Below are 20,173 nucleotides of genomic sequence, written 5' to 3'. Positions count from 1 at the left end.
TTTACCCTGGTTAAATATTTTCTGCCATTTGCACCGCTTTACGTAAAGCAGCAATTTTATTGTTTACTTCCTGCATTTCGGTTTCAGGTACCGAATCGGCTACAATGCCTGCCCCTGCCCGGTAATGCAGTTCGTTATTCTTGCTCATAAAAGTCCTGATCATGATGGCGTGGTTAAAATCTTCGTTAAAACCCATAAAACCAATGGCCCCTGCGTAGAAATTCCGACCCAGCTTTTCGTTTTCATCAATTAGCTGCATGGCTTTATATTTTGGCGCACCACTTAAAGTACCTGCCGGATAGGTATCGGCCACGACCTTAAAAGCACTCACGTTTTCCTGCAAATGGCCACTAACTTTGCTTACCAAATGGATCAGGTGCGAATAGTACTGCACTTCTTTAAACGATTTTACTTCCACCCGGTTGCAATGCCTGCTCAAATCATTTCTGGCCAAATCAACCAGCATTACGTGCTCGGCACTTTCTTTCGGATCTTGCTCTAATTTTCTGGCTTGTTCTGCATCTTCAATATCATTTCCACTCCGTTTAAAGGTTCCGGCAATCGGGAAAATATTAGCCGAATTGTTTTTAATGGTAATCTGTGCTTCGGGCGAAGAACCAAAAAGCTTGAAATTTCCATAATCGAAATAAAACAGATACGGCGATGGGTTTATTGAACGCAGGCAACGGTAAACGTTAAATTCATCACCCGAAAAGGCTTGTTTAAATGCGCGAGATGGCACAATTTGAAAAACATCTCCCCGGTAAATGTGCTTCTGCAGTTTTTCTACCAGTTCCATAAACCCTTTATCGGTTAGGTTTGAAGATTCATTACCTCTGGTTTGAAATTTATATTCCGGATAGTTTTTGTTCTGGATCAGGTATTCCATTTTCTCCAAACCACCTTCTTCTTCACCTTCGAAAGTATTTTTGAACAGGGTAATTTCGTTTTTGAAGTGATCGATGGCGATGATATACCGGTACAGGTGATACTGCATTTCGGGGATCTCTTCTCCTTCTGGAGTTTCTGAAGTAAACTTAATATCTTCAAAATGCTGCACGGCATTCCAGGTAAAATAGCCAAACAGGCCGCTCGAAATGAATTTGATTTCAGGCAGTTCAGCGGCTTTAAACTTGTCTTTAAAATCGGCGATTTCATCAATCAGATTCTTACTTTCGGTAATTTCAACAGCGCCATCAGGGAAATACGTTTCCAGGCGTGAACCTTTTAAAATGATACCTGCAACCGGATCGGCGCATACAAAACTCATCGAGTTTTCGCGACTGTGATAATCCGAACTCTCCAATAAAATGCTGTTTGGATATACATCGCGCAAGCGCAGATAAATGCTTACTGGCGTGGTGGTATCGGCAAGTAGTTTTTTGTAAGTTGTATTTATTTTATACATGATTTTACTGTGTTGTCGTTGCTTCGTGCATAGCAACAACGGTTAAATTATTTTTTTTAACAATAAAAAGCCCGGCGTGTGGTTCTACGCCGGGCTTTAATGGTTCTTTAATAAGGTTTAGGTTGATAAACTATATTTTTTTCATACGCAGCCAGCGCAATCCGTTTTCGAATTACTTTGCCAAAGCCATGTATGTATATTGTTGATCATGAGCCACAAAAATATAAAGAATTTTGAAAAATGGAAATATTTATAAAAATAATTGAGCAAACGGTTAATTATTTTGAGAGATTGATACTTTATGAGACTAATCATTTTAACATAAGCCTAATCATTTTAACCGCAAAGGGCGCTAAGGAATACGCAAAGCACGCAAAATTAATTTTTCACCATTTAAGAAATAGAAGGAAATATAAGTGGTAAGCTATCTGCACAGAAATCAGTGAAATCTGCGGGAACCTACTTCAATTTATCATCCAGAGCGCAGCGAAGGATCTAAACATAGTAAAGATATAATGTTCGCCTGTAAAGTTCTTCCCTTTCAGATACTTCATTTCATCCAATGGCTATCAGATCAGCATGACGGCTTAACAAAAACGTAGTGGTTTACTTTTAAAGATTTCTCGACTTCGCTCGAAATGACGGCTTTGAGGGAAGCTTTACTATAAATGTTGGCTCAGCGACCTTCGTGCCTTCCTCTGTGCACTTTGCGGTAAAAAGCACATGTTAAAAACAAAAAATCCCGCTCTTATCAAGCAGGATTCTATATTTTATTCGCAAGAAATATCCTATTAAGAAACGCCAAAAAACGATCTTCCCGGAACTGCTTTAACCATTAATAAAATAGCCACAATAATCAGAATCAGGGCCAGGCTGAAAAACACAGCAATAGTGCGGTGTTTGGCAACAGCATCAGCTACTTTTTTCGACCTGGCATTACCTACCGTAATCAAAATGATTGCAATAATCATCATAGCAGTGTGCTCCGCTTTAAAATACCTTCCGATAGCATCGCTCATGGGCAATTTTGTTAAAGGACTTAAAAAGTACAACACCAAACCAATCAACAATTGAATATGAGCACTAATCAAAGTAAATACATTTAGTTTGCGGTTACCTTCTGTGTATGTTTTATTCCCAAACCAGCCCGATAATGCATTTATTACCGCGATAACCAATAAAATTAATACGATGTAGCGCCATCCGGAGTGCGCAGATTTTAAGATATTGTACATTTTTCTAAAATATGTTTGATCAAAAGTAGGCAATAATTGTAAAAAATAGGATATTCTGCAAAACGAACGCTTATTTATATTAGTTTTAAACAAATTAAAATCTAAACTTATTATGAAGAAAATTTTACTTGCCCTTGGGCTGGTATTTTCTGCTACATTTCTGTTTGCACAGCAAACCTCCTTCCCTGTTAACGGCTCTTTTGACACCAGACCTGGAATGTTTGCTTTTACGAACGCAACTATAGTAGTAAATGCTAACCAAACCCTAACAAACGCGACCCTTTTAATTAAAGGACAAACCATTCAGGCTGTTGGAGCCGGCTTAGCCGTCCCCAAAGGTTATGTGGTGATCGATTTGAAAGGAAAATTTATTTATCCTTCGCTGGTAGATGCCTTTACCAGCTATGGCATTAGCGAAACGCCTGCTGCACAACGCGGTTTTGGTGGACAGCGCCAATCTATTTTTGTTTCGACTAAAAAAGGTGCTTACGGCTGGAACGAAGCCATCAGACCGGAAACTTATGTCAAAAACATTTTCTCAACCGACAGTAAAAAAGCAGATGAACTGCGCAAAGTTGGTTTCGGGAGTGTAAATGTAATTAACCGTGATGGCATTGCCCGCGGTGTTTCTGCAGCAGTAGCCCTAAACGAAGGTGCTGATAACAATGTAATCCTGAAAGATCAGACCGCAGCTAATTATTCATTCAATAAGGGTACCTCATCAAACGATTACCCCACTTCGTTAATGGGTTCGATTGCCTTATTGCGTCAAACTTATTACGATGCCCAATGGTATGGCAAACAAAAAGACGAGTACAACATCTCTTTAGATGAATTCGGCAAGCAGCAAACTATTCCACAAATTTTTGAGGTAGATGGCTGGCAAAATATCCTCCGCGCCAATAAAATAGGCAAGGAATTTGGCAAGAGTTATATCATCAAATCAACAGGCGATGAATATCAGCGCATTAATGAAGTTAAGGCTACCGGCGCGAGTTTAATTATCCCTTTAACTTTCCCGAAAGCGTACGATGTGGAAGACCCTGCCGAGACCAGAAATGTGAGTTTATCACAAATGAAGGGCTGGGAACTGGCGCCTACCAATCCTGCTGCATTAGAAAAAGCAGGGATTAAATTTGCTTTAACCGCCTTTGGCTTAGAAAACAGCCGCGACTTCTGGGCTAACATCCGAACCGCGATCGAAAACGGCTTAACCGAAAAGCAGGCTTTGCAATCGGTAACCGAAATACCAGCTTCCCTTTTGGGCATTGGCGATAAAGTAGGCTCGCTCGAAAAAGGAAAAGTGGCCAACTTTTTAATCTCATCCGATAACCTGTTTAAAAACACCAATATTATCTTCGAAAACTGGGTGCAGGGCAAACGTTTCATCGTAAACAAAATGGATGTGAGCGATGTGCGTGGTACTTACAACTTAAATGTTGACGGAGTGGGTGCATTAACCCTTAAAATTACCGGCACAGCTGGTGGTTCGGCCGCAGCCATTGAAAGAACCGGTGCTGATAGTGTAAAAACCACTGCTACCTTTACCAGAAATGGCGACTGGGTAAGCATTAACTTTAATCTAAAGAAAAACCCTAAAGGCGATGTTCGCTTAAGTGGTTACATTACTTCGGCCAATCCCATTACCATAAAAGGCGAATCGGCACTTGCCGATGGTACTACCGGAAAGTTTACCGCAACTTATAAAGAAGCTGCAAAAGAAACGTCTAAAAAAGATGAGCCTAAGCCAACATTAGCCAATGGCCCGATCATTTATCCCTTTACTGCTTTTGGCGCAACAGAATTGCCTAAACAAGAAACGGTATTGATTAAAAATGGTACCGTTTGGACGAATGAGAAAGATGGCATTCTGCAAAATGCGGATGTACTTTTAGAAAACGGAAAAATTAAGGCCGTGGGTAAAAACCTATCGGCAAACGGAGCTAAAGTAATTGATGCTACCGGCAAACACATTACTGCAGGTATTATTGACGAGCACTCACACATTGCAGGTGCCGGCGGTATTAATGAAGGGGCACAATCGGTTTCGGCCGAAGTGCGCATTGCTGATATCATTAACTCTGAAGATGTAAATATCTATCGCCAGTTAGCAGGTGGAGTAACTACTTCGCACATTCTGCATGGCTCGGCAAATCCGGTTGGTGGCCAGTCGCAGCTGATTAAACTGCGTTGGGGTAAATCGCCTGAGGAATTGAAATTTGCCGGTGCTGATGGTTTCATCAAATTCGCACTGGGCGAAAACGTGAAACAAAGTAACTTTGGTACAGGCGCACGTTTCCCGGTTACCCGTATGGGTGTTGAGCAAACTTTTGTTGATGAATTTACCCGTGCAAAAGAATATGCCAAAGCCCTTTCGGTAAAAGGTAACAGCGTACGGCGCGATTTAGAATTAGATGCGATTGTAGAAATTTTAAATAACAAGCGTTTTATCACCTGCCACTCTTATGTGCAGAGCGAAATCAACATGCTTATCCACGTAGCCGATAGCTTAGGTTTTAAAATCAACACTTTTACCCACATTTTAGAGGGTTATAAGGTGGCCGATAAAATGAAAGCGCATGGTATTGCGGGCTCTACTTTCTCCGACTGGTGGGCTTATAAAAATGAGGTTGCTGAGGCGATCCCGTACAACGGAAAAATCATGCACAATGTTGGCGTTACCACTGCCTTTAACTCTGATGATGCTGAGATGGCGCGTCACTTAAACCAGGAGGCTGGAAAATCAGTATTATACGGTAATGTACCAGAAGAGGAAGCTTTAAAATTTGTAACCTTAAATCCGGCCAGAATGCTTCACATTGATGATAAAGTGGGCAGTTTAAAAGCTGGTAAAGATGCCGATGTGGTAATCTGGACGGCTAACCCGCTTTCAATATATGCCAAGGCAGAAAAAACCTTTGTTGATGGCGTTGCTTATTGGGACCTTGATAAAGATGCACAGGTAATTAAAGCACAACAGGTAGAAAAAGCCCGTTTAATCCAGAAAATGTTAGAGAGCAAAAGCAAAGGTGGCCGTACACAACGTCCAATGGGCGATGCACCACGCCTTTACAATTGCGAAACCTTAGAAAATTATTCAGCAGAATTAACCGAGAAAGAACATGCACACTAAAAAATATTTATTCAGCCTGGCTTTATCGGCAACAAGTCTGATGTGCTTTGGCCAGGCCAACATTTCGCCTGCAAAAAAACAAAGCAAAACCATTGCCATTACGGGTGCTACTGTGCACGTGGGCAATGGCACAGTAATCGAAAATGGCACCATTCTTTTTGGCAATGGTAAAATTATTTCCGTTACAGCCAACGGACAAGTGCCGCAAGACGATGTAATGCGTATTGTAGCTACAGGCAAACACATATACCCGGGCTTTATTGCCGCTACTACCAACTTAGGTTTAACAGAAATTGAAGCGGTGAAAGCAACTTTAGATTTTCAGGAAATTGGCGATTTCAATTCGCACATCCGCTCTATTGTGGCCTACAATACCGATTCGAAAGTACCAGCAACATTGCGTAGTAACGGTATTTTAATGGCGCAGCCAACACCGCAAGGCGGAACCGTTTCAGGAAGTTCGTCGGTAGTACAGCTCGATGCCTGGAACTGGGAAGATGCAGCGATTAAAACTGATGATGCGATGCACGTTACCTGGCCGGTTACCCCACGTTTTAGAGGTGGTTTTGGTGGTTTCGGCCGCCCGCAGCAATCGCCCGAAGCTTTAACAGAAAGAACCCAGGCAGCAGTTGCACAGTTAACTTCTTTCTTTGCAGAAGCAAAAGCCTATGCTGAAATCAGCAAGCCAGAGGTAATTAATACGCGTTTCGAAGCCATGAAAAAGGTTTTTAAAGGCGATGAAAAGTTATTTATTGCAGCCGAAAGTCAGAAAGATATTGTAGCCGCAGTAAACTTTGCCAAAAAATTCGGTATTACTCCGGTTATTACAGGTGCTGACGAAGCTTATTTGGTAATCGATTTCTTAAAAGACAACAACATCACCTTAATAGTTAAGCAGCCTCATGCCTTGCCTAACAATAATGATGACGATGTTAACATGCCTTATAAAAATGCGGCCGTGCTTGCCAATGCGGGCTTAAATGTGGTATTAAGTATCGATGGTTACTGGCAACAACGCAACCTGCCTTTTATGGCCGGTACTGTTACTGCCTGGGGACTGGATAAGGAAAAAGCCTTATCAACCATTACCTTAAATGCAGCAAAAGCCATGGGGGTTGATAAAACCACAGGAAGTATCGAAACAGGTAAAGATGCTACCTTCTTTATTTCTGCCGGAGATGCATTGGATATGCGCACCAACAAAGTTGAGCAGGCTTTTATTCAGGGCAGAGATATAAACCTCGATAACCTGCACAAACAGCTGGATAAGAAGTTTAGCGATAAATATACAGCGGATAAAAAATAGCAGTTGTTGAGTTAACTGGTTAATTGTTTAAATCGGTTAATTGTTGGATTGCTGCATTGCAAACTGCCAATTGCTAACTGAAAACTGTGCATACAGTTAACTGTTCGATCCTAAAAATACAACGGCCGATATTCATTTATCGGCCGTTTTTTGTTTGAGCAGCGTTAGTCCTCGCTTGTAACGAGGATGAATAAAATATGCACTTATAGTGCATACGGTACAACTGCAACGCTCAAATGTCCTCGTTGCAAACGAAGACAATATCCCCTTGAAGAAAAATAATACTAACATTAGTTTAACACCAGGCCACCTTATTAATTTACCAAATGAGTTTTATTTTAACAATTGCCTTAAAACCTAACCATTCCTAAACCATTTCATAATATAGAATCCAATTCTGCTTAATACTACATTAACATCTTTGTCATCATAAAAAATCAGAAAACTAATCATGATGAACTGCCTGGCAGACATCAAATTCTTAAAAAAACGATGATGAAAAATTTACTTATTGCAGTGTTGCTACTGCTGTGTTGTATCCATAATGCAGCGTTGGCGCAAACCACACAGGCATCTATTTCAGGTATCATTACCGACCAGCAAAAGAAACCTATCCCTGGGGTATCGGTACAGATCAGAAATAACTCAACAGGTTTTACCACTAAAACATCAACAAACGCCCAGGGCGAGTATACATTTAAAGAGCTGCCTTTAGGTGGGCCTTACGCTGTTAAAGCCATTTATGTGGGTTTTGGCGAGCAAACCAGAAATGGTTACATGCTAAACCTTGGTGATGTAGTTAGGGTAAATATTACTATGCAAGAAGCTTCGCAGGACCTGGAAGCTGTGCAGGTTGTTGCTTCAGGCCTGAGAAATAAAGTACAGAATTTCGGAGCTTCTACAGAAATTTCAGCAAAAACCATGAACCAATTACCGGTTAATGGGCGTAACTTCTCTAACCTGATGGACTTATCACCCCTGAGTCGAGGTGGTGGTATTTCTGGTCAGCTGGGATCATCTACCAACTATACCATTGATGGGATGAATGCCAAAAACCCAACATCTGCAGGAAGCACAACAAGCCGTAGTGGAGCTCCATATTCTATTTCGATTGAAGCGGTGCGTGAATTTAAGGTAGTAACCAACCAATACGATGTTACCTTAGGTCGTGCAGGTGGTGGTACTGTAACTGCCGTTACCAAATCGGGTACCAACACCATTACCGGGAGTGCATTTGGCTATGGCCGTGCCGATTGGTTAGCTAGCCGATACGATATCAGAGGGGTTAGACGCGACAATGATTTCTCTACCTATCAATATGGGTTTACCTTAGGTGGTCCGATCATTAAAGATAAGCTGCATTACTTTGTAGGTTGGGATCATCAGAAAGATTCACGCCCATTAATTATTGCCGATGTAAACGGTCCTGCTGATGAAGCAAGATTCAGGGTTACCAACAGTACTTTAGAGGAGTTTGCAGGTTATGCCCGCAATAAATATGGCTTAGCCAATACACCTCAATACGGTTCTTTTCCTAAAAAGCGTGGATCAGATGCTGCATTTGCCCGTTTAGACTGGCAGATTGATGAAAAGAATTTATTAACTGTACGCGATAACTATACCAACGATAGAAACCCGCTCGGATTAGCCGATAATACCGCAATTAACTTTTACGAAAGTTACGGTAACGATAAAAATGTTGACAACAGTTTGTTAGCTACACTACGTTCGACAATCAGCAGCAAGGTTACCAATGAGTTAAAAGTACAACACTTATACACTTTCCAGGCCAGCACACAAAATGATGAATTAACCGGTGCTATTCCACGAGCTATTGTAGGTAATGTTCGCTCTACACTTTCAGATGGAACCACAGGAAATACCAGTATCCAAATTGGGGGGCATCGTTTCGGACAGGAAGGATTTACCAACAACGTGCTGCAATTGGTAGATAACTTCTACTATAACACCGATAACATCAAGTATACATTTGGCGTTGATTTGCAGTATACAAATGCCAAATCACTTTATGGCAGCGAGGTAAACGGGAGATTCGAATATACAAACTCAACCACTGCTTCATCACTTCAGAACTTTAATAACCTTATTGCAAACAGGTTTTACAGAGAAGTGCCTTTAGTTGCAGATCCTACAGTAAAAGCAGGCATCTGGAACACCGCTGTATACGGACAAATGCAAACCAAGCTGGCTAAGGGCTTAGAGTTTACAGGAGGTTTGCGTATTGATTACAGTTCCTACCCTAAATCGCCGCTTAACCAACAGTTATTTGATGCTATTGGTGTAAGAACCGATAACAAATTAAAGCAGTTCTTAATTCAACCAAGAATCCAGTTTAACTGGGATGTTAATGAAAATCATACCGATTTTGTGCGCCTGGGTGCAGGTATCTTCGGATCTGACATTAACAACTACATGACTATTAATAACCTGACTTTTGATGGTAAACACTTTGCCACTGTTGATGTTTTTGGTGCTGATGTTCCAACCCCCAACTTTATAGGCTATAGAAATGGAACAGCACAAACCCCTACCTTACCGCTACTACAGGTGCCAACTATTAATACCTATGCACCTGATGCCAAAGTACCGATGGTGTATAAAGCCAACTTATCGTACTCCAGATTAATTACCGACAAATTAAAGGTTGGAATTACTGGCTATGCCACACTGGGTCGAAACAACTATATGTATGTAGATAGAAATATGGTAGCTAATCCTTTCTTTACCCTACCAAACGAGGGCAATAGAGGGGTGTTTGTACCAAGTATGCCAGATAATGGTACGCCAGATTGGAAAACCGGCCGTTTGACAAATAGTTTTGGTCGTGTTTTAGAATTAAATAGCCAAGGTAAAGTGAACCAGTTCGCTGTTGTTTTAGACGCAACCTGGAACTACTTTAAAGATGGAGAGATTTCAGCTAGTTACACGTGGAACGATACTAAAGATAACACCTCATATAATGGCAACGTGGCTAACACCGCCACTTTATCGTTACCCGTAAAAGACGATCCGAGAGATTTAACCAAAATGTCATACTCTGATGGCCAGTTCCGCAACAAAGTAGTAGTTTACGGAACCCTTCCAAGCTTTTACGGAGTAACTATTGCCGTTCGTTATTCTGGCATTGGAGGTACACGATACAGCTTATTATCTGGCACCAACAATAATGGTGATTTCGTAGCTACAAACGATTTGGCTTTTGTTTTCGACAGAAACAACCCTAATGTACCTGCAAATGTACGCAATGGCTTACAAGCTTTATTAGATAATCCCGAAGCCAGCCAAAGCCTGAAAGATTACATCAACAAATACTCTGGTCAAATTGCAGAGCGTAATGGTGGGATAAATGGTTTTTATGGTATTGTAGACTTAAGAATCTCTAAAAAAATAAAAATTTATAAATCGCATGCAATAGAGGTTTCGGGCGATATTTTTAATTTGGGTAACCTGATTAAGAAAAAATGGGGTGTAAACGAAACAATGGGTAACCAGGCATTATATGCATTAAATGGTTCAGCAAGAGTTCCCGCAACCGCTACCTCCCCCGAAATTCCTGCGGTTCCGAACTACGATTCAGCTACCAAATCATTCAATTACCGTGTAAACAACGCCGGTATTGTTACACCATCAGGCAATCCATGGCAGATACAAATCGGTTTACGCTACGGTTTCTAAACTACATTTAGCTAACTTTCTTAGCTTAAAGTCATAAAAAAGGGGAATGGATTTTTATCCGTTCCCTTTTTTTATGTTTGTAGATAAAACAACAAAACTTAATGGGATTATTACTCAATTACCTGAAAAGCCACAAATGGATTGTGGCCTTAGCGTTATTGCTTGCGGGTTTAAATATTGGCTTTTCTTTAATGGATCCGCTTATTACCGGAAAGATTTTAGATCGCTTCATCAACAAAAAAGACACATTAACCTATGCCGAATACCTTTGGGGTTCAGTAGGGTTAATAGGCCTCGCTATCGGGGCAGCAATGGTATCGCGTATTGCCAAAAACTTTCAGGATTACTTTACAAGCGTTATTGTACAAAAGGTTGGTGCAAAAATGTATGCCGATGGTTTGCAGCACTCGCTAAAACTACCTTATCAGGTTTTCGAAGATCAGCGCAGTGGCGAAACTTTAGGTATTTTGCAAAAAGTACGTTTAGATTCAGAGAAGTTTATCACCGCATTTATCAGCATCCTTTTTGTAAGCTTAATCGGAATGGTATTCGTAATTGTGTACTCATTTACGGTGAGCTACAAAGTTACCCTGGTTTACTTTTCAGCTATCCCGATTATCAGTTTCGTAAGCTGGTTTCTGAGCCGTAAAATCAAAACCATTCAGCGAGCCATTGTGGGCGAAACCACTGCTTTAGCCGGTTCTACTACCGAATCGTTAAGAAACATTGAACTGGTAAAAAGTTTAGGCCTGGCCGATCAGGAAATTGAACGTTTAAACAAAACCACTTACAAGATTTTAGGTCTCGAGCTTAAAAAAGTAAAGTACGTGCGCAGTATGAGCTTTGTTCAGGGTACTACGGTAAACCTGGTACGCAGTACCATGGTGCTGGTGCTGTTGTTACTTATTTTCGACAACACCATTTCTGCAGGGCAGTACCTGACTTTTTTATTTTATTCCTTCTTCCTTTTCGGACCCTTACAGGAATTGGGCAATGTAATTTTAGCCTGGAGAGAAGCCGAAGTTTCGCTGGGTAATTTTAAAAAGATTTTAAGTACACCAATTGACAAGAAACCCGAAAACCCAACTTCGATTCAAAAAATTAAAGATTTAACTTTTAATGCGGTTGGCTTTAAACACCAAACGGCGAACAGAAATGCTTTAGAAAACATTTCCTTCAAAACCCACAACGGCCAAACCATTGCTTTTGTTGGTCCGTCGGGTTCCGGAAAAACAACTTTAGTAAAACTCCTGGTTGGACTGTACCCACCAAAAGAAGGAGAAATTTTATACAATGGCATTTCGAGCAACAAAATTGATTTGGATGCCTTACGCGAAAAAATCGGTTTTGTAACTCAGGATACACAGCTGTTCTCGGGTACAATAAGAGAAAACCTGCTATTTGTAAACCCTACTGCAACCGATGAGGAATGTTATAAAGTACTAAACCAGGCTGCTTGTCAAACCTTATTGGCACGTGCCGATAAAGGTTTGGATTCGCTAATTGGCGAAGGTGGTGTGAAGGTTTCTGGTGGCGAAAAACAGCGTTTATCTATCGCCAGGGCTTTGTTACGCCAACCTGATATCCTCGTATTCGATGAGGCAACCTCATCACTGGATTCGATTACCGAAGAAGAAATAACCAAAACCATCCGCTCGGTTTCCGATTTAACAGATCACATTACCATTTTAATTGCCCACCGTTTATCGACAATTAAGCATGCCGATCAGATTTATGTGCTGGAAAAAGGCCACATTATTGAGCAGGGCAGACACGAAGAACTAATTGCACAAAATGGCTTGTACCAGGCCATGTGGCGCCAACAAATTGGCGAAAGAGTTGTTGAAGCTTAAGGAATTAAATGTTTTAAAATGTTATTAGCAGAAATCAGTAGTAATCAGGTAGCCTTATTTATAATTATACCGGCCATTTTATGGTTAGCTTTAATATTGATAGCCCTTTATCATATATCCAGAAATAGCTCGATGGGTTTTAGTGTAAAAGTACTTTGGTTCATCATTATTCTGTTGGCTCCTTTTCTAGGTTCAATTATTTACCTAATGTGGGGCAAGAATAAGCAGTTTTAAACAACTTGAATTACAGCAAAGGTCCGTGTCGCCACGGACCTTTTGTTTTTTATCGATTTCATTTATTTTTTGCCACAGATAAACGCTGATTTTACATCATGCTGTCCTTTTCATCGCCGTCATCTCAACCAGAACATAGTATAGTTGAGAGAGCTATCTCGAGGTAGATTTTCCAGACTCATTATATTATTTTGGAAATCAAGTCCAGTAATACTTAGGTCAGCTCTGGTCCCGCTGTACCTCCTGCCGGTAATTGGCTTTAAAAAACAGGTGATGCTATACCGGCATCTGTGCCATCGGGTTTAGGTGTCTAGGACAAATGGATAACCGGCATATTTTTTTTTGCGGCTGTGGGTTTTGCGTGAGGGATAGCAGTGTAAATCCTTTTTTTGATTTTTCTTCAAAAAAAGATTGAAACGAATAGAACGACCCTTGCGTAGCTTGGGGCATCCCCAAATTATTTATTACAAAACATCCCATACCGCCATGGTCCGTGTCCACACGAACCATTTCAAATATCATTAAACAACTTTAGTGGTTTGTTCGTTAATATCCTGCAAACTTAACTTCGTTAAAGATCTCGTTTTTAACCAGGTAATACCAGCAATGGCAATGGTCATACTGCCTCCAAACACAACCGCAGGCACTAAGGTTAACAGTTTAGCCGATAAACCCGACTCAAATTCACCAATCTCGTTCGAAGAGCCAATAAACATGCTGTTTACTGCCGATACCCGTCCGCGCATTTCGTCTGGTGTAAGCAACTGCATAATGGTTTGCCTGATGATTACACTCACACTATCAAATGAGCCCTCCAGAAATAAGAAGAACAGGGTAAGATAAAAATTTTTAGATAGTCCGTAGCAGATAATACTTAAACCAAAACCGGTTACGGCAATGAGCAAATTGCGCCATGGCCTACCCATCGGCGAAAAGCGGGTCATGGCCAGCATGGTAACTACAGCACCTAACGATGCTGCTCCACGCATCATGCCTAAGCCGTAAGAACCCAAATGGAAAACATCTTTCGCAAACATGGGTAACAACGCCACTGCGCCACCAAAGAATACAGAGAAAAGGTCTAAGCTCATGGCCCAAACCATCATCTTGGTTTTAAAAACAAATTGTATCCCTTCTTTCAAACTGTGAAATATATTTTCTTTAGGCACATAGGTTGAGGGATGCTTCTTGAAATTAAAAATACAGATTAAGGAAATCGAAACCAGCACAACAATAAAGCCATAAGCAGCTGTAATGCCCCATAAATAATTTACAAAGCCACCTGCAACCGGGCCAATAATAGTAGCCAGCTGCCAGCTGCTGCTATTCCAGGTTGCCGAATTTGGATAAAGTTCTTTGGGAACGATTTTAGCCATCAGCGAAAAGGTTGCAGGACCAAAAAAACCACGTGCAATACCAATGCAAAACACCAGTCCGTACATGATCAATACAATCACATCTTCTTTAAGATGAAGGTATTTACTGGTCATAATCAGCATGAGGACCGAAGCGAGCCAAACACCAGCAAAAATTTTAATCAGTAGCCCTCTCTTTTCACTTTTATCGGCAATATAACCACCATATAGCGCAATCCCGATAGCAGGAATGGCCTCACACAAGCCAACAAGACCTAGTTTTAGTGCATCGTGCGTTAAATCGTAAATATGGTAACCGATAACAACAGCCTGCATTTGGTAGGCCAATGTAAAAAAGAATCGCATGCCCAGAAAAGATCTGAACTCTTTATACCGCAAGGCGGCAAAAGGGTCGGGCTTTACGATAACGGGATTGGGGTCTGAATCTGCCACTGAAAAAAGTTTACCTGCAAAACTACGTGATGAAAATTTAAATCTGCCACCTACTTTAAATTTTATGCTGCCTCTTTTTTATTTATGAAATTACCATGGCATAAAAAATAAAGCCCGATGAGTATCAACTCACCGGGCTTCTTTAATCAGTTATGTTAATAACCTGGATTTTGCTCCAGCAGGTTATTTTTATTTATTTCATCCCTGCTAAATGGTCTGAAATAAAGTTTATTGTCCCAGCTTCTGTTCTCCTGTGCATTCTCTTCTACCGGACTATAAGTATAGTCGTAAACAGTAGGATCGTAATGGTAAGGAGCCGACATGGTTTTACCAGCTTTGAATTTACCAGTAACTTTAATATAGGTAACTTTCCTGCCCAGAGTTTCGCCTGCAATTAGCCACCTGCGTGTATCATGGTAACGCTGTTCCTCATAAGCCATTTCAATGCGGCGTTCGTGGCGGTACACTTCCCTCAACCCAGCCTGGTCGGTAGCAGTAACTGCCGGCATCCCCGCTCTAAAGCGAATTTTATTTAACCAGTTTGTAGCATTCGTTAATTCACCCAACTCAATACTGGCTTCAATGTAATTAAATACGGCTTCGGTGTATCTGAAAAATGGCCACGGAATAGTTTGAGGTGCAGAGGCATCAACAATATTTGGATCCGGATCGATAAACTTATGGTAGTAATAACCAGTCCAGCTACCATTCCAGTTTTCGATAGAGCTACCTCTTGTATCCAGTCCTTTAAAATCTGTTACACTTCCGCTGCTCAATAAATCATATATACCCGTTTGGATCTGACTGGCGGGATCTACGTTACCAGATGCTTTATCGCGCGGCTTCCATCCTGCACCATCGTATAAAATAGTAGCATAAAAACGGGGATCTCTGTTCTGATATGGGTTAGCTTTCTGAACAGGGTTGGTCCAGCTAAACTTGCTACCGTCATTCATTTCATAATCATCAACCAACAAACCTATTGGTGTGTTACCTGCCCAGTTGTGGTAACCATTTGGTCCGTTCTGCTGTGCGTGCCTGTTGTTGCTTTGGGTAATAAAATAACGGGCAAAAATTAACTCAGAGGCAGCACTTGCGTCGATACCGGGAGCCTTACTTCCGCCCCCCATAGCAATACTTTTAAAGTTTAGTTGCCCTTCTGTTGCTGTTGCCGGGACTGAAAACGTCAGTTTGTATCCGGTACCCGCATCAATTACAGCTTTTGCTGCTGTTTGTGCAAGCTTATAACGGTCTGTTTGGTTACCTGAAGCGTAAGAAAGAAAATCCAGTTTCTGCGCTGGTATTCCGGTAATTTTTGCAGTCAGCTTAGCACGATCGTGCAAGTCACTTGCGGCATAGATCAATACGCGTGATTTTAGTGCCAAAGCAGCAAGTGCATTGGTACGGCCTTTGTCTAATGTTTTACCCGCTAATAACTTATTGGCTTCATCGCAATCTTTAATAATGAAGTTGATACACTCCTCATAAGTATTGCGTTTTATGTTAAAGTTATCGGTTAATGCATAGGTTTTTGTAATAATGGCCACAGCACCATAATAGCGTACCAGTTGCTGATAAAAATAAGCCCTTAAAAAGTAGGCTTCTCCAAGCAACTGATCTTTTAATCCCTGGCTACTTAACCCGTTATCTCCGCCAACAATCCTTTCAATTGTGGTGTTACATGCCCTAATGCGGTTATACATTTGTTTGTAGGCCCAGGTATCATCTACCCAACCTAATGTTGATGGGTTAATTGTCGCATTATTAACCAAATCGATACCACGTGTAGGGTGTGTAAATAAGGCCTCATCAGAAACCGATGCCAACATTTGCTCTGAAAAACCGCCATTACCCAGTCCATTGTAAATATCGTTAACAAAGGCTTGTGCCAGCGCCGGATCTTTCCATACTAAATCTGCAGATATTTTATCAGGTGGTGCCACATCCATAAAATCTTTCTTACATGCCAATGCAAAAAAGGTGACCAAAACCAAAAGGTATAGGTTTTTATTTTGAATTATTGCTTTTATATTTTTCATCTCTTTTTCGTCGTTATTGATAAACAGCTATACATTTATTTAAAAGGCGGCTTTAATACCCATGTTAATTACGCGGGCCTGAGGATAGTACTGGCCACTTGAGTTTGTAGACTCAGGATCCCACACCTTAATTTTATCAAGGGTAAACAGGTTTAATCCGTTGGCATAAACCCTTACACTGCTCAAACCAACCTTTTCAATCCAGTTTACCGGCAAAGTATAACCTAACTCCACGTTTTTAAGTCTGATGTAATTATTGCTTCGCAACCAATAAGTATTGTTTAATGCATTGTTGCTATCGGTATAATAGGTAGCACCCCTGTTTGATAGGCGTGGATTTACCGAGCTTGGATTATCTATGCTCCAGCGGTTTAGGTACGACCATTCCAGGAAGTTACCAATGTCACCCGATTCGGTTAAGCCCACAATCTGCATCCCGCCTGTAGCCCCTTGAATAAGCACCGATAAATCGAACCCTTTGTATTGAAGGTTAAAATTTACACCACCAGTAAAAGTTGGTGTACCGTTTTTATCCAGACGGATTTTATCATCTGCATTGATTTTACCATCGCCGTTAATATCCTTAAACTTCATATCACCAGGGCGCAGATTATTGGTTAAAGCGCTATAATTTAACTTATTGGCACTAATTTCAGCTTGATCTTTAAACACGCCGTCATAATCGTATACTAACCAGGAGTTGGTAACCCTGCCGGTTGAGCGTTGCCAATCAGGAGCACCAGGGGTTTCATCCCAGAATATGATTTTGTTTTTGGCATAACCTCCGTTTACACTCACGCCGAAATTTAAATCGCCAACCTTATCATTATAACTTAATTTAAACTCGAAACCTTTATTGTTTACCTTTCCTAAGTTAACAGGTGGCAAACGGTCGGTTATACCAGAGCTTTCCGGAACCGAGCTACCTCTGCTAATCAGAATATTGGTGCGTTTATTATAGAAATAATCGAATTCTAAGGATAGCCTGTTATTCAGGAAAGAAGCGTCTAAACCAATGTTTGCATTATTGGCTACTTCCCATCCAAAATCTAAATTAGGAACCTTGCCTTCAGTAATCGATTTGGTAACCAAATCGTTGAAAATATAGGTTCCGAAATTCATTAAGCTCAGGTATTGGTATTCTTGTAAAGCGTCGCCAAAGTAGGCTTCAGCTCCCATCTGACCATAAGAAGCCCTGATTTTTAAGTTATTGATGAAACTGACATTGTTTTTAAAGAAATCTTCTTCTGATAAACGCCAGCCCAACGACACACCTGGAAAGAAACCAAAACGCCTGTTGGTTGGGAAGATATAAGAACCATCCACCCGCCAAAGAAATTCGGCCAGGTATTTTTCTTTATAGTTATAACCTGCTCTTCCGAAATAACTTAAGCGGGCTCTGTTATACAAGTTATTGGGGTCGCCGGGATTGTTACCCAACGATTGTTCTTTCTCATCTCCAGCCAATAACTCCTCAATTGCTGATGATAAAAAATATCTTCTAAATGCAGTAAAGCCATCATTTGCCACTTTTTCGCGGGTTACACCGGCCATTAAAGCAATGTTGTGGTCGCCAATTTTTTTATCATAATTAATCATTCCGGTTAAATTCGTGGCCAACTGACCTCCAGCTGTTTCTCTCAACCTTGGGTCGGTATATTGCGAACGTACCGTACCAGTTAACACCGGAGTTACACCATCAGCCTGAAAGGTTTTCTTATCCCAGTCATAAAGCGTCCATGGTAACTGCCAGTTCTTTTGCCGGCCCGAATATTTATCTATAGCTGCAGTTCCGGTAACTTTTAATCCATCTACGCCAGGTATTTTAATTTCAACCTTACCGGTAGTTTGAAAATAATCCCTCACATCTTTATTATAGCCGGTTAAATCGGTAGTAGAAACAACTGGATTATATCCATATTCAATATCTCTTCCAGGCAAACCATTTGGCCAGATCGCTATTTCAGTTGGTCGGCCGCGCATTAAAAACCTAAAAATATCACCTGCACCTACAGTCGGGAAATTACGGTCCTCTTCACGTGCATTTAAGCCTAATGTTGCGGTAATGTATTTACTTAATTTGGCTTCCAGATTAAAACGCAAATCATACTGTTTATAGCCGGTAGCAGAGTTTTTATAATATCCATCCTGATCGAGGTAACCAAGCGAAGCCAGATATTTTACATTTTCACTTCCCCCGTTAATCTGAACATTGTGTTTTTGCTGTGGCGACCAGTTTTGGAAAACGGTTTTAAACCAATCTGTATTCGGATATCTTAATGGATCTGAGCCATCACCTAATTTTCTGATTTCATCAGGTTTGTAAGCCGCATTAACTACCTTTCCTCCTGTAGAAGTATAAGTTCCGTTTGTTTTAAAACTATTCCAGGCTGCCCCCCACTCACCAGGGTTCAGATCTGAGCCAAAAATATTCAACTCATTTAATATCTCGGCATATTGGGTTGAGTTCGACATTTTTGGGGTCCGCGTTGGCTGTTGCAAACCATAACTAAAATCGTATGAGAATTGCGGTTTGCCCGATCTACCCAATTTAGTGGTGATAAGAATAACACCGTTAGCTGCCTGCGATCCGTAAATAGCAGCAGAGGCATCTTTTAAAACCGATACGCTTTCGATATCGTTCGGATTTAAACGTTCCATACCACCGGCGCGGTTCGGAATTCCGTCTATCACAATTAATGCATTGTTGTTTCCTAACGAATTGATACCACGGATTCGGATAGTAGAACCATCATATCCGGGTTCTCCACTGCCCTGTAGCGCAGTAACTCCTGGCAAACGTCCGGCCAACGAGTTGGTTAAGTTTACCGACGATGATTTGGCCAGTTCAGTTCCCTTAACTGCTGCTACTGCTCCAGATACAACGGCTTTCTTTTGAGTTCCATAACCCACTACAACAACTTCCGATAGGTTTTGATTGTTTTCTACCAGGCGCACTTTAATGCTGGTTTGGTTCTTCACTGCTACCTCCTGATCTACATAGCCTACATAAGTAAAAACCAGTATACCATCTTCAGGCACTTTAATGCTAAACTTACCTGCACCATCGGTTACAGTACTAGCTGCTCCACCTTTCAATTTAACACTTACCCCAGGTATTGGGCCATTGCCATCAGTTACCTCTCCCTTTACAATAATATCCTGAAAGGGAAATTTGTAAAGATGAAGCGGCTCTTTTTTCCGCGTTGCAGCGCTTGCAGGAGGAGAAAAAACAAGACAACTGCCGCAAAAAAGAAACATGCTACTTGTGGCAAAAGTCTTCAATAGATTTTTTTTCATAGTTTTCAATTTATTTTGGTTAGATACTGATTGTAAATATTTAATGCATTATATGTATTTATTAAACACAATATCAATGTAGACTGTTAAATACCGAAATAGATGACTAAGTAGTTAACACCATACAGGCATCCAACATCATCAATAGCAGCAAGAAACTA

Annotated in this window: 10 protein-coding genes; 5 read left to right on the top strand and 5 right to left on the bottom strand. The window is 40.9% G+C overall.

Annotation, left to right across the window (positions count from 1 at the left end):
• Positions 1-10: 10 nt before the first annotated feature.
• The gene (locus HWV58_RS03650; RefSeq protein WP_175632797.1) at positions 11-1,408 is read right to left on the bottom strand and encodes an anthranilate synthase component I family protein; all 1,398 of its coding nucleotides are present in this window, start codon (positions 1,406-1,408) and stop codon (positions 11-13) included.
• A gap of 791 nt (positions 1,409-2,199) precedes the next feature.
• Positions 2,200-2,643 carry a cytochrome B gene (locus tag HWV58_RS03645; RefSeq protein ID WP_175632796.1) on the bottom strand — a complete coding sequence of 148 codons (444 nt, stop codon included), beginning with the start codon at positions 2,641-2,643 and terminating at the stop codon, positions 2,200-2,202.
• A 112-nt stretch (positions 2,644-2,755) separates the two neighbouring features.
• Here HWV58_RS03645 and HWV58_RS03640 point away from each other — a divergent pair, with 112 nt between their 5' ends.
• The 5 genes from HWV58_RS03640 to HWV58_RS24465 all read left to right on the top strand — a co-directional run bounded on the left by HWV58_RS03640 (position 2,756) and on the right by HWV58_RS24465 (position 12,865).
• Positions 2,756-5,776 (top strand): amidohydrolase family protein, encoded by a 3,021-nt coding sequence (locus tag HWV58_RS03640; protein WP_175632795.1) that lies wholly within the window; start codon positions 2,756-2,758, stop codon positions 5,774-5,776.
• Positions 5,766-7,082 (top strand): amidohydrolase family protein, encoded by a 1,317-nt coding sequence (locus HWV58_RS03635; protein WP_175632794.1) that lies wholly within the window; start codon positions 5,766-5,768, stop codon positions 7,080-7,082. The genes HWV58_RS03640 and HWV58_RS03635 overlap by 11 nt, the downstream gene beginning before the upstream one ends.
• A 492-nt stretch (positions 7,083-7,574) precedes the next feature.
• Positions 7,575-10,778 (top strand): TonB-dependent receptor, encoded by a 3,204-nt coding sequence (locus HWV58_RS03630; protein WP_175632793.1) that lies wholly within the window; start codon positions 7,575-7,577, stop codon positions 10,776-10,778.
• A 101-nt stretch (positions 10,779-10,879) separates the two neighbouring features.
• Positions 10,880-12,631, top strand: a complete 1,752-nt coding sequence (locus HWV58_RS03625; RefSeq protein ID WP_175632792.1) for an ABC transporter ATP-binding protein — start codon at positions 10,880-10,882, stop codon at positions 12,629-12,631.
• An 18-nt stretch (positions 12,632-12,649) separates the two neighbouring features.
• Positions 12,650-12,865 (top strand): PLDc N-terminal domain-containing protein, encoded by a 216-nt coding sequence (locus tag HWV58_RS24465; RefSeq protein ID WP_175632791.1) that lies wholly within the window; start codon positions 12,650-12,652, stop codon positions 12,863-12,865.
• Positions 12,866-13,386: 521 nt separating this feature from the next.
• Here HWV58_RS24465 and HWV58_RS03615 read toward each other — a convergent pair.
• The 3 genes from HWV58_RS03615 to HWV58_RS03605 all read right to left on the bottom strand — a co-directional run bounded on the left by HWV58_RS03615 (position 13,387) and on the right by HWV58_RS03605 (position 20,012).
• A complete protein-coding gene (locus HWV58_RS03615) occupies positions 13,387-14,673 on the bottom strand; it encodes an MFS transporter (RefSeq protein ID WP_175632790.1) in 1,287 nt (428 codons plus the stop codon).
• 155 nt (positions 14,674-14,828) lie between these two features.
• On the bottom strand, positions 14,829-16,712 hold the full coding sequence (locus tag HWV58_RS03610) for a RagB/SusD family nutrient uptake outer membrane protein (protein WP_175632789.1): 1,884 nt from the start codon (positions 16,710-16,712) through the stop codon (positions 14,829-14,831).
• A gap of 39 nt (positions 16,713-16,751) precedes the next feature.
• Entirely contained in the window at positions 16,752-20,012 is a 3,261-nt protein-coding gene (locus HWV58_RS03605; protein ID WP_217706945.1) for a SusC/RagA family TonB-linked outer membrane protein, read from the bottom strand.
• Between the last annotated feature and the right edge of the window lie 161 nt (positions 20,013-20,173).

The organism is Pedobacter ghigonis (assembly GCF_903166585.1).
Taxonomy (GTDB): Bacteria; Bacteroidota; Bacteroidia; order Sphingobacteriales; family Sphingobacteriaceae; genus Pedobacter; species Pedobacter ghigonis.
Note: the sequence above shows the minus strand (reverse complement) of the source record. Positions and strands in the feature narration are given on the sequence as shown.

Excerpts from the sequence above, each read along its gene's own strand:
- HWV58_RS03650 (WP_175632797.1), bottom strand. The coding sequence starts at position 1,408 with ATGTATAAAATAAATACAACTTACAAAAAACTACTTGCCGATACCACC.
- HWV58_RS03645 (WP_175632796.1), bottom strand. The coding sequence starts at position 2,643 with ATGTACAATATCTTAAAATCTGCGCACTCCGGATGGCGCTACATCGTA.
- HWV58_RS03640 (WP_175632795.1), top strand. The coding sequence starts at position 2,756 with ATGAAGAAAATTTTACTTGCCCTTGGGCTGGTATTTTCTGCTACATTT.
- HWV58_RS03635 (WP_175632794.1), top strand. The coding sequence starts at position 5,766 with ATGCACACTAAAAAATATTTATTCAGCCTGGCTTTATCGGCAACAAGT.
- HWV58_RS03630 (WP_175632793.1), top strand. The coding sequence starts at position 7,575 with ATGATGAAAAATTTACTTATTGCAGTGTTGCTACTGCTGTGTTGTATC.
- HWV58_RS03625 (WP_175632792.1), top strand. The coding sequence starts at position 10,880 with ATGGGATTATTACTCAATTACCTGAAAAGCCACAAATGGATTGTGGCC.
- HWV58_RS24465 (WP_175632791.1), top strand. The coding sequence starts at position 12,650 with ATGTTATTAGCAGAAATCAGTAGTAATCAGGTAGCCTTATTTATAATT.
- HWV58_RS03610 (WP_175632789.1), bottom strand. The coding sequence starts at position 16,712 with ATGAAAAATATAAAAGCAATAATTCAAAATAAAAACCTATACCTTTTG.
- HWV58_RS03605 (WP_217706945.1), bottom strand. The coding sequence starts at position 20,012 with ATGAAAAAAAATCTATTGAAGACTTTTGCCACAAGTAGCATGTTTCTT.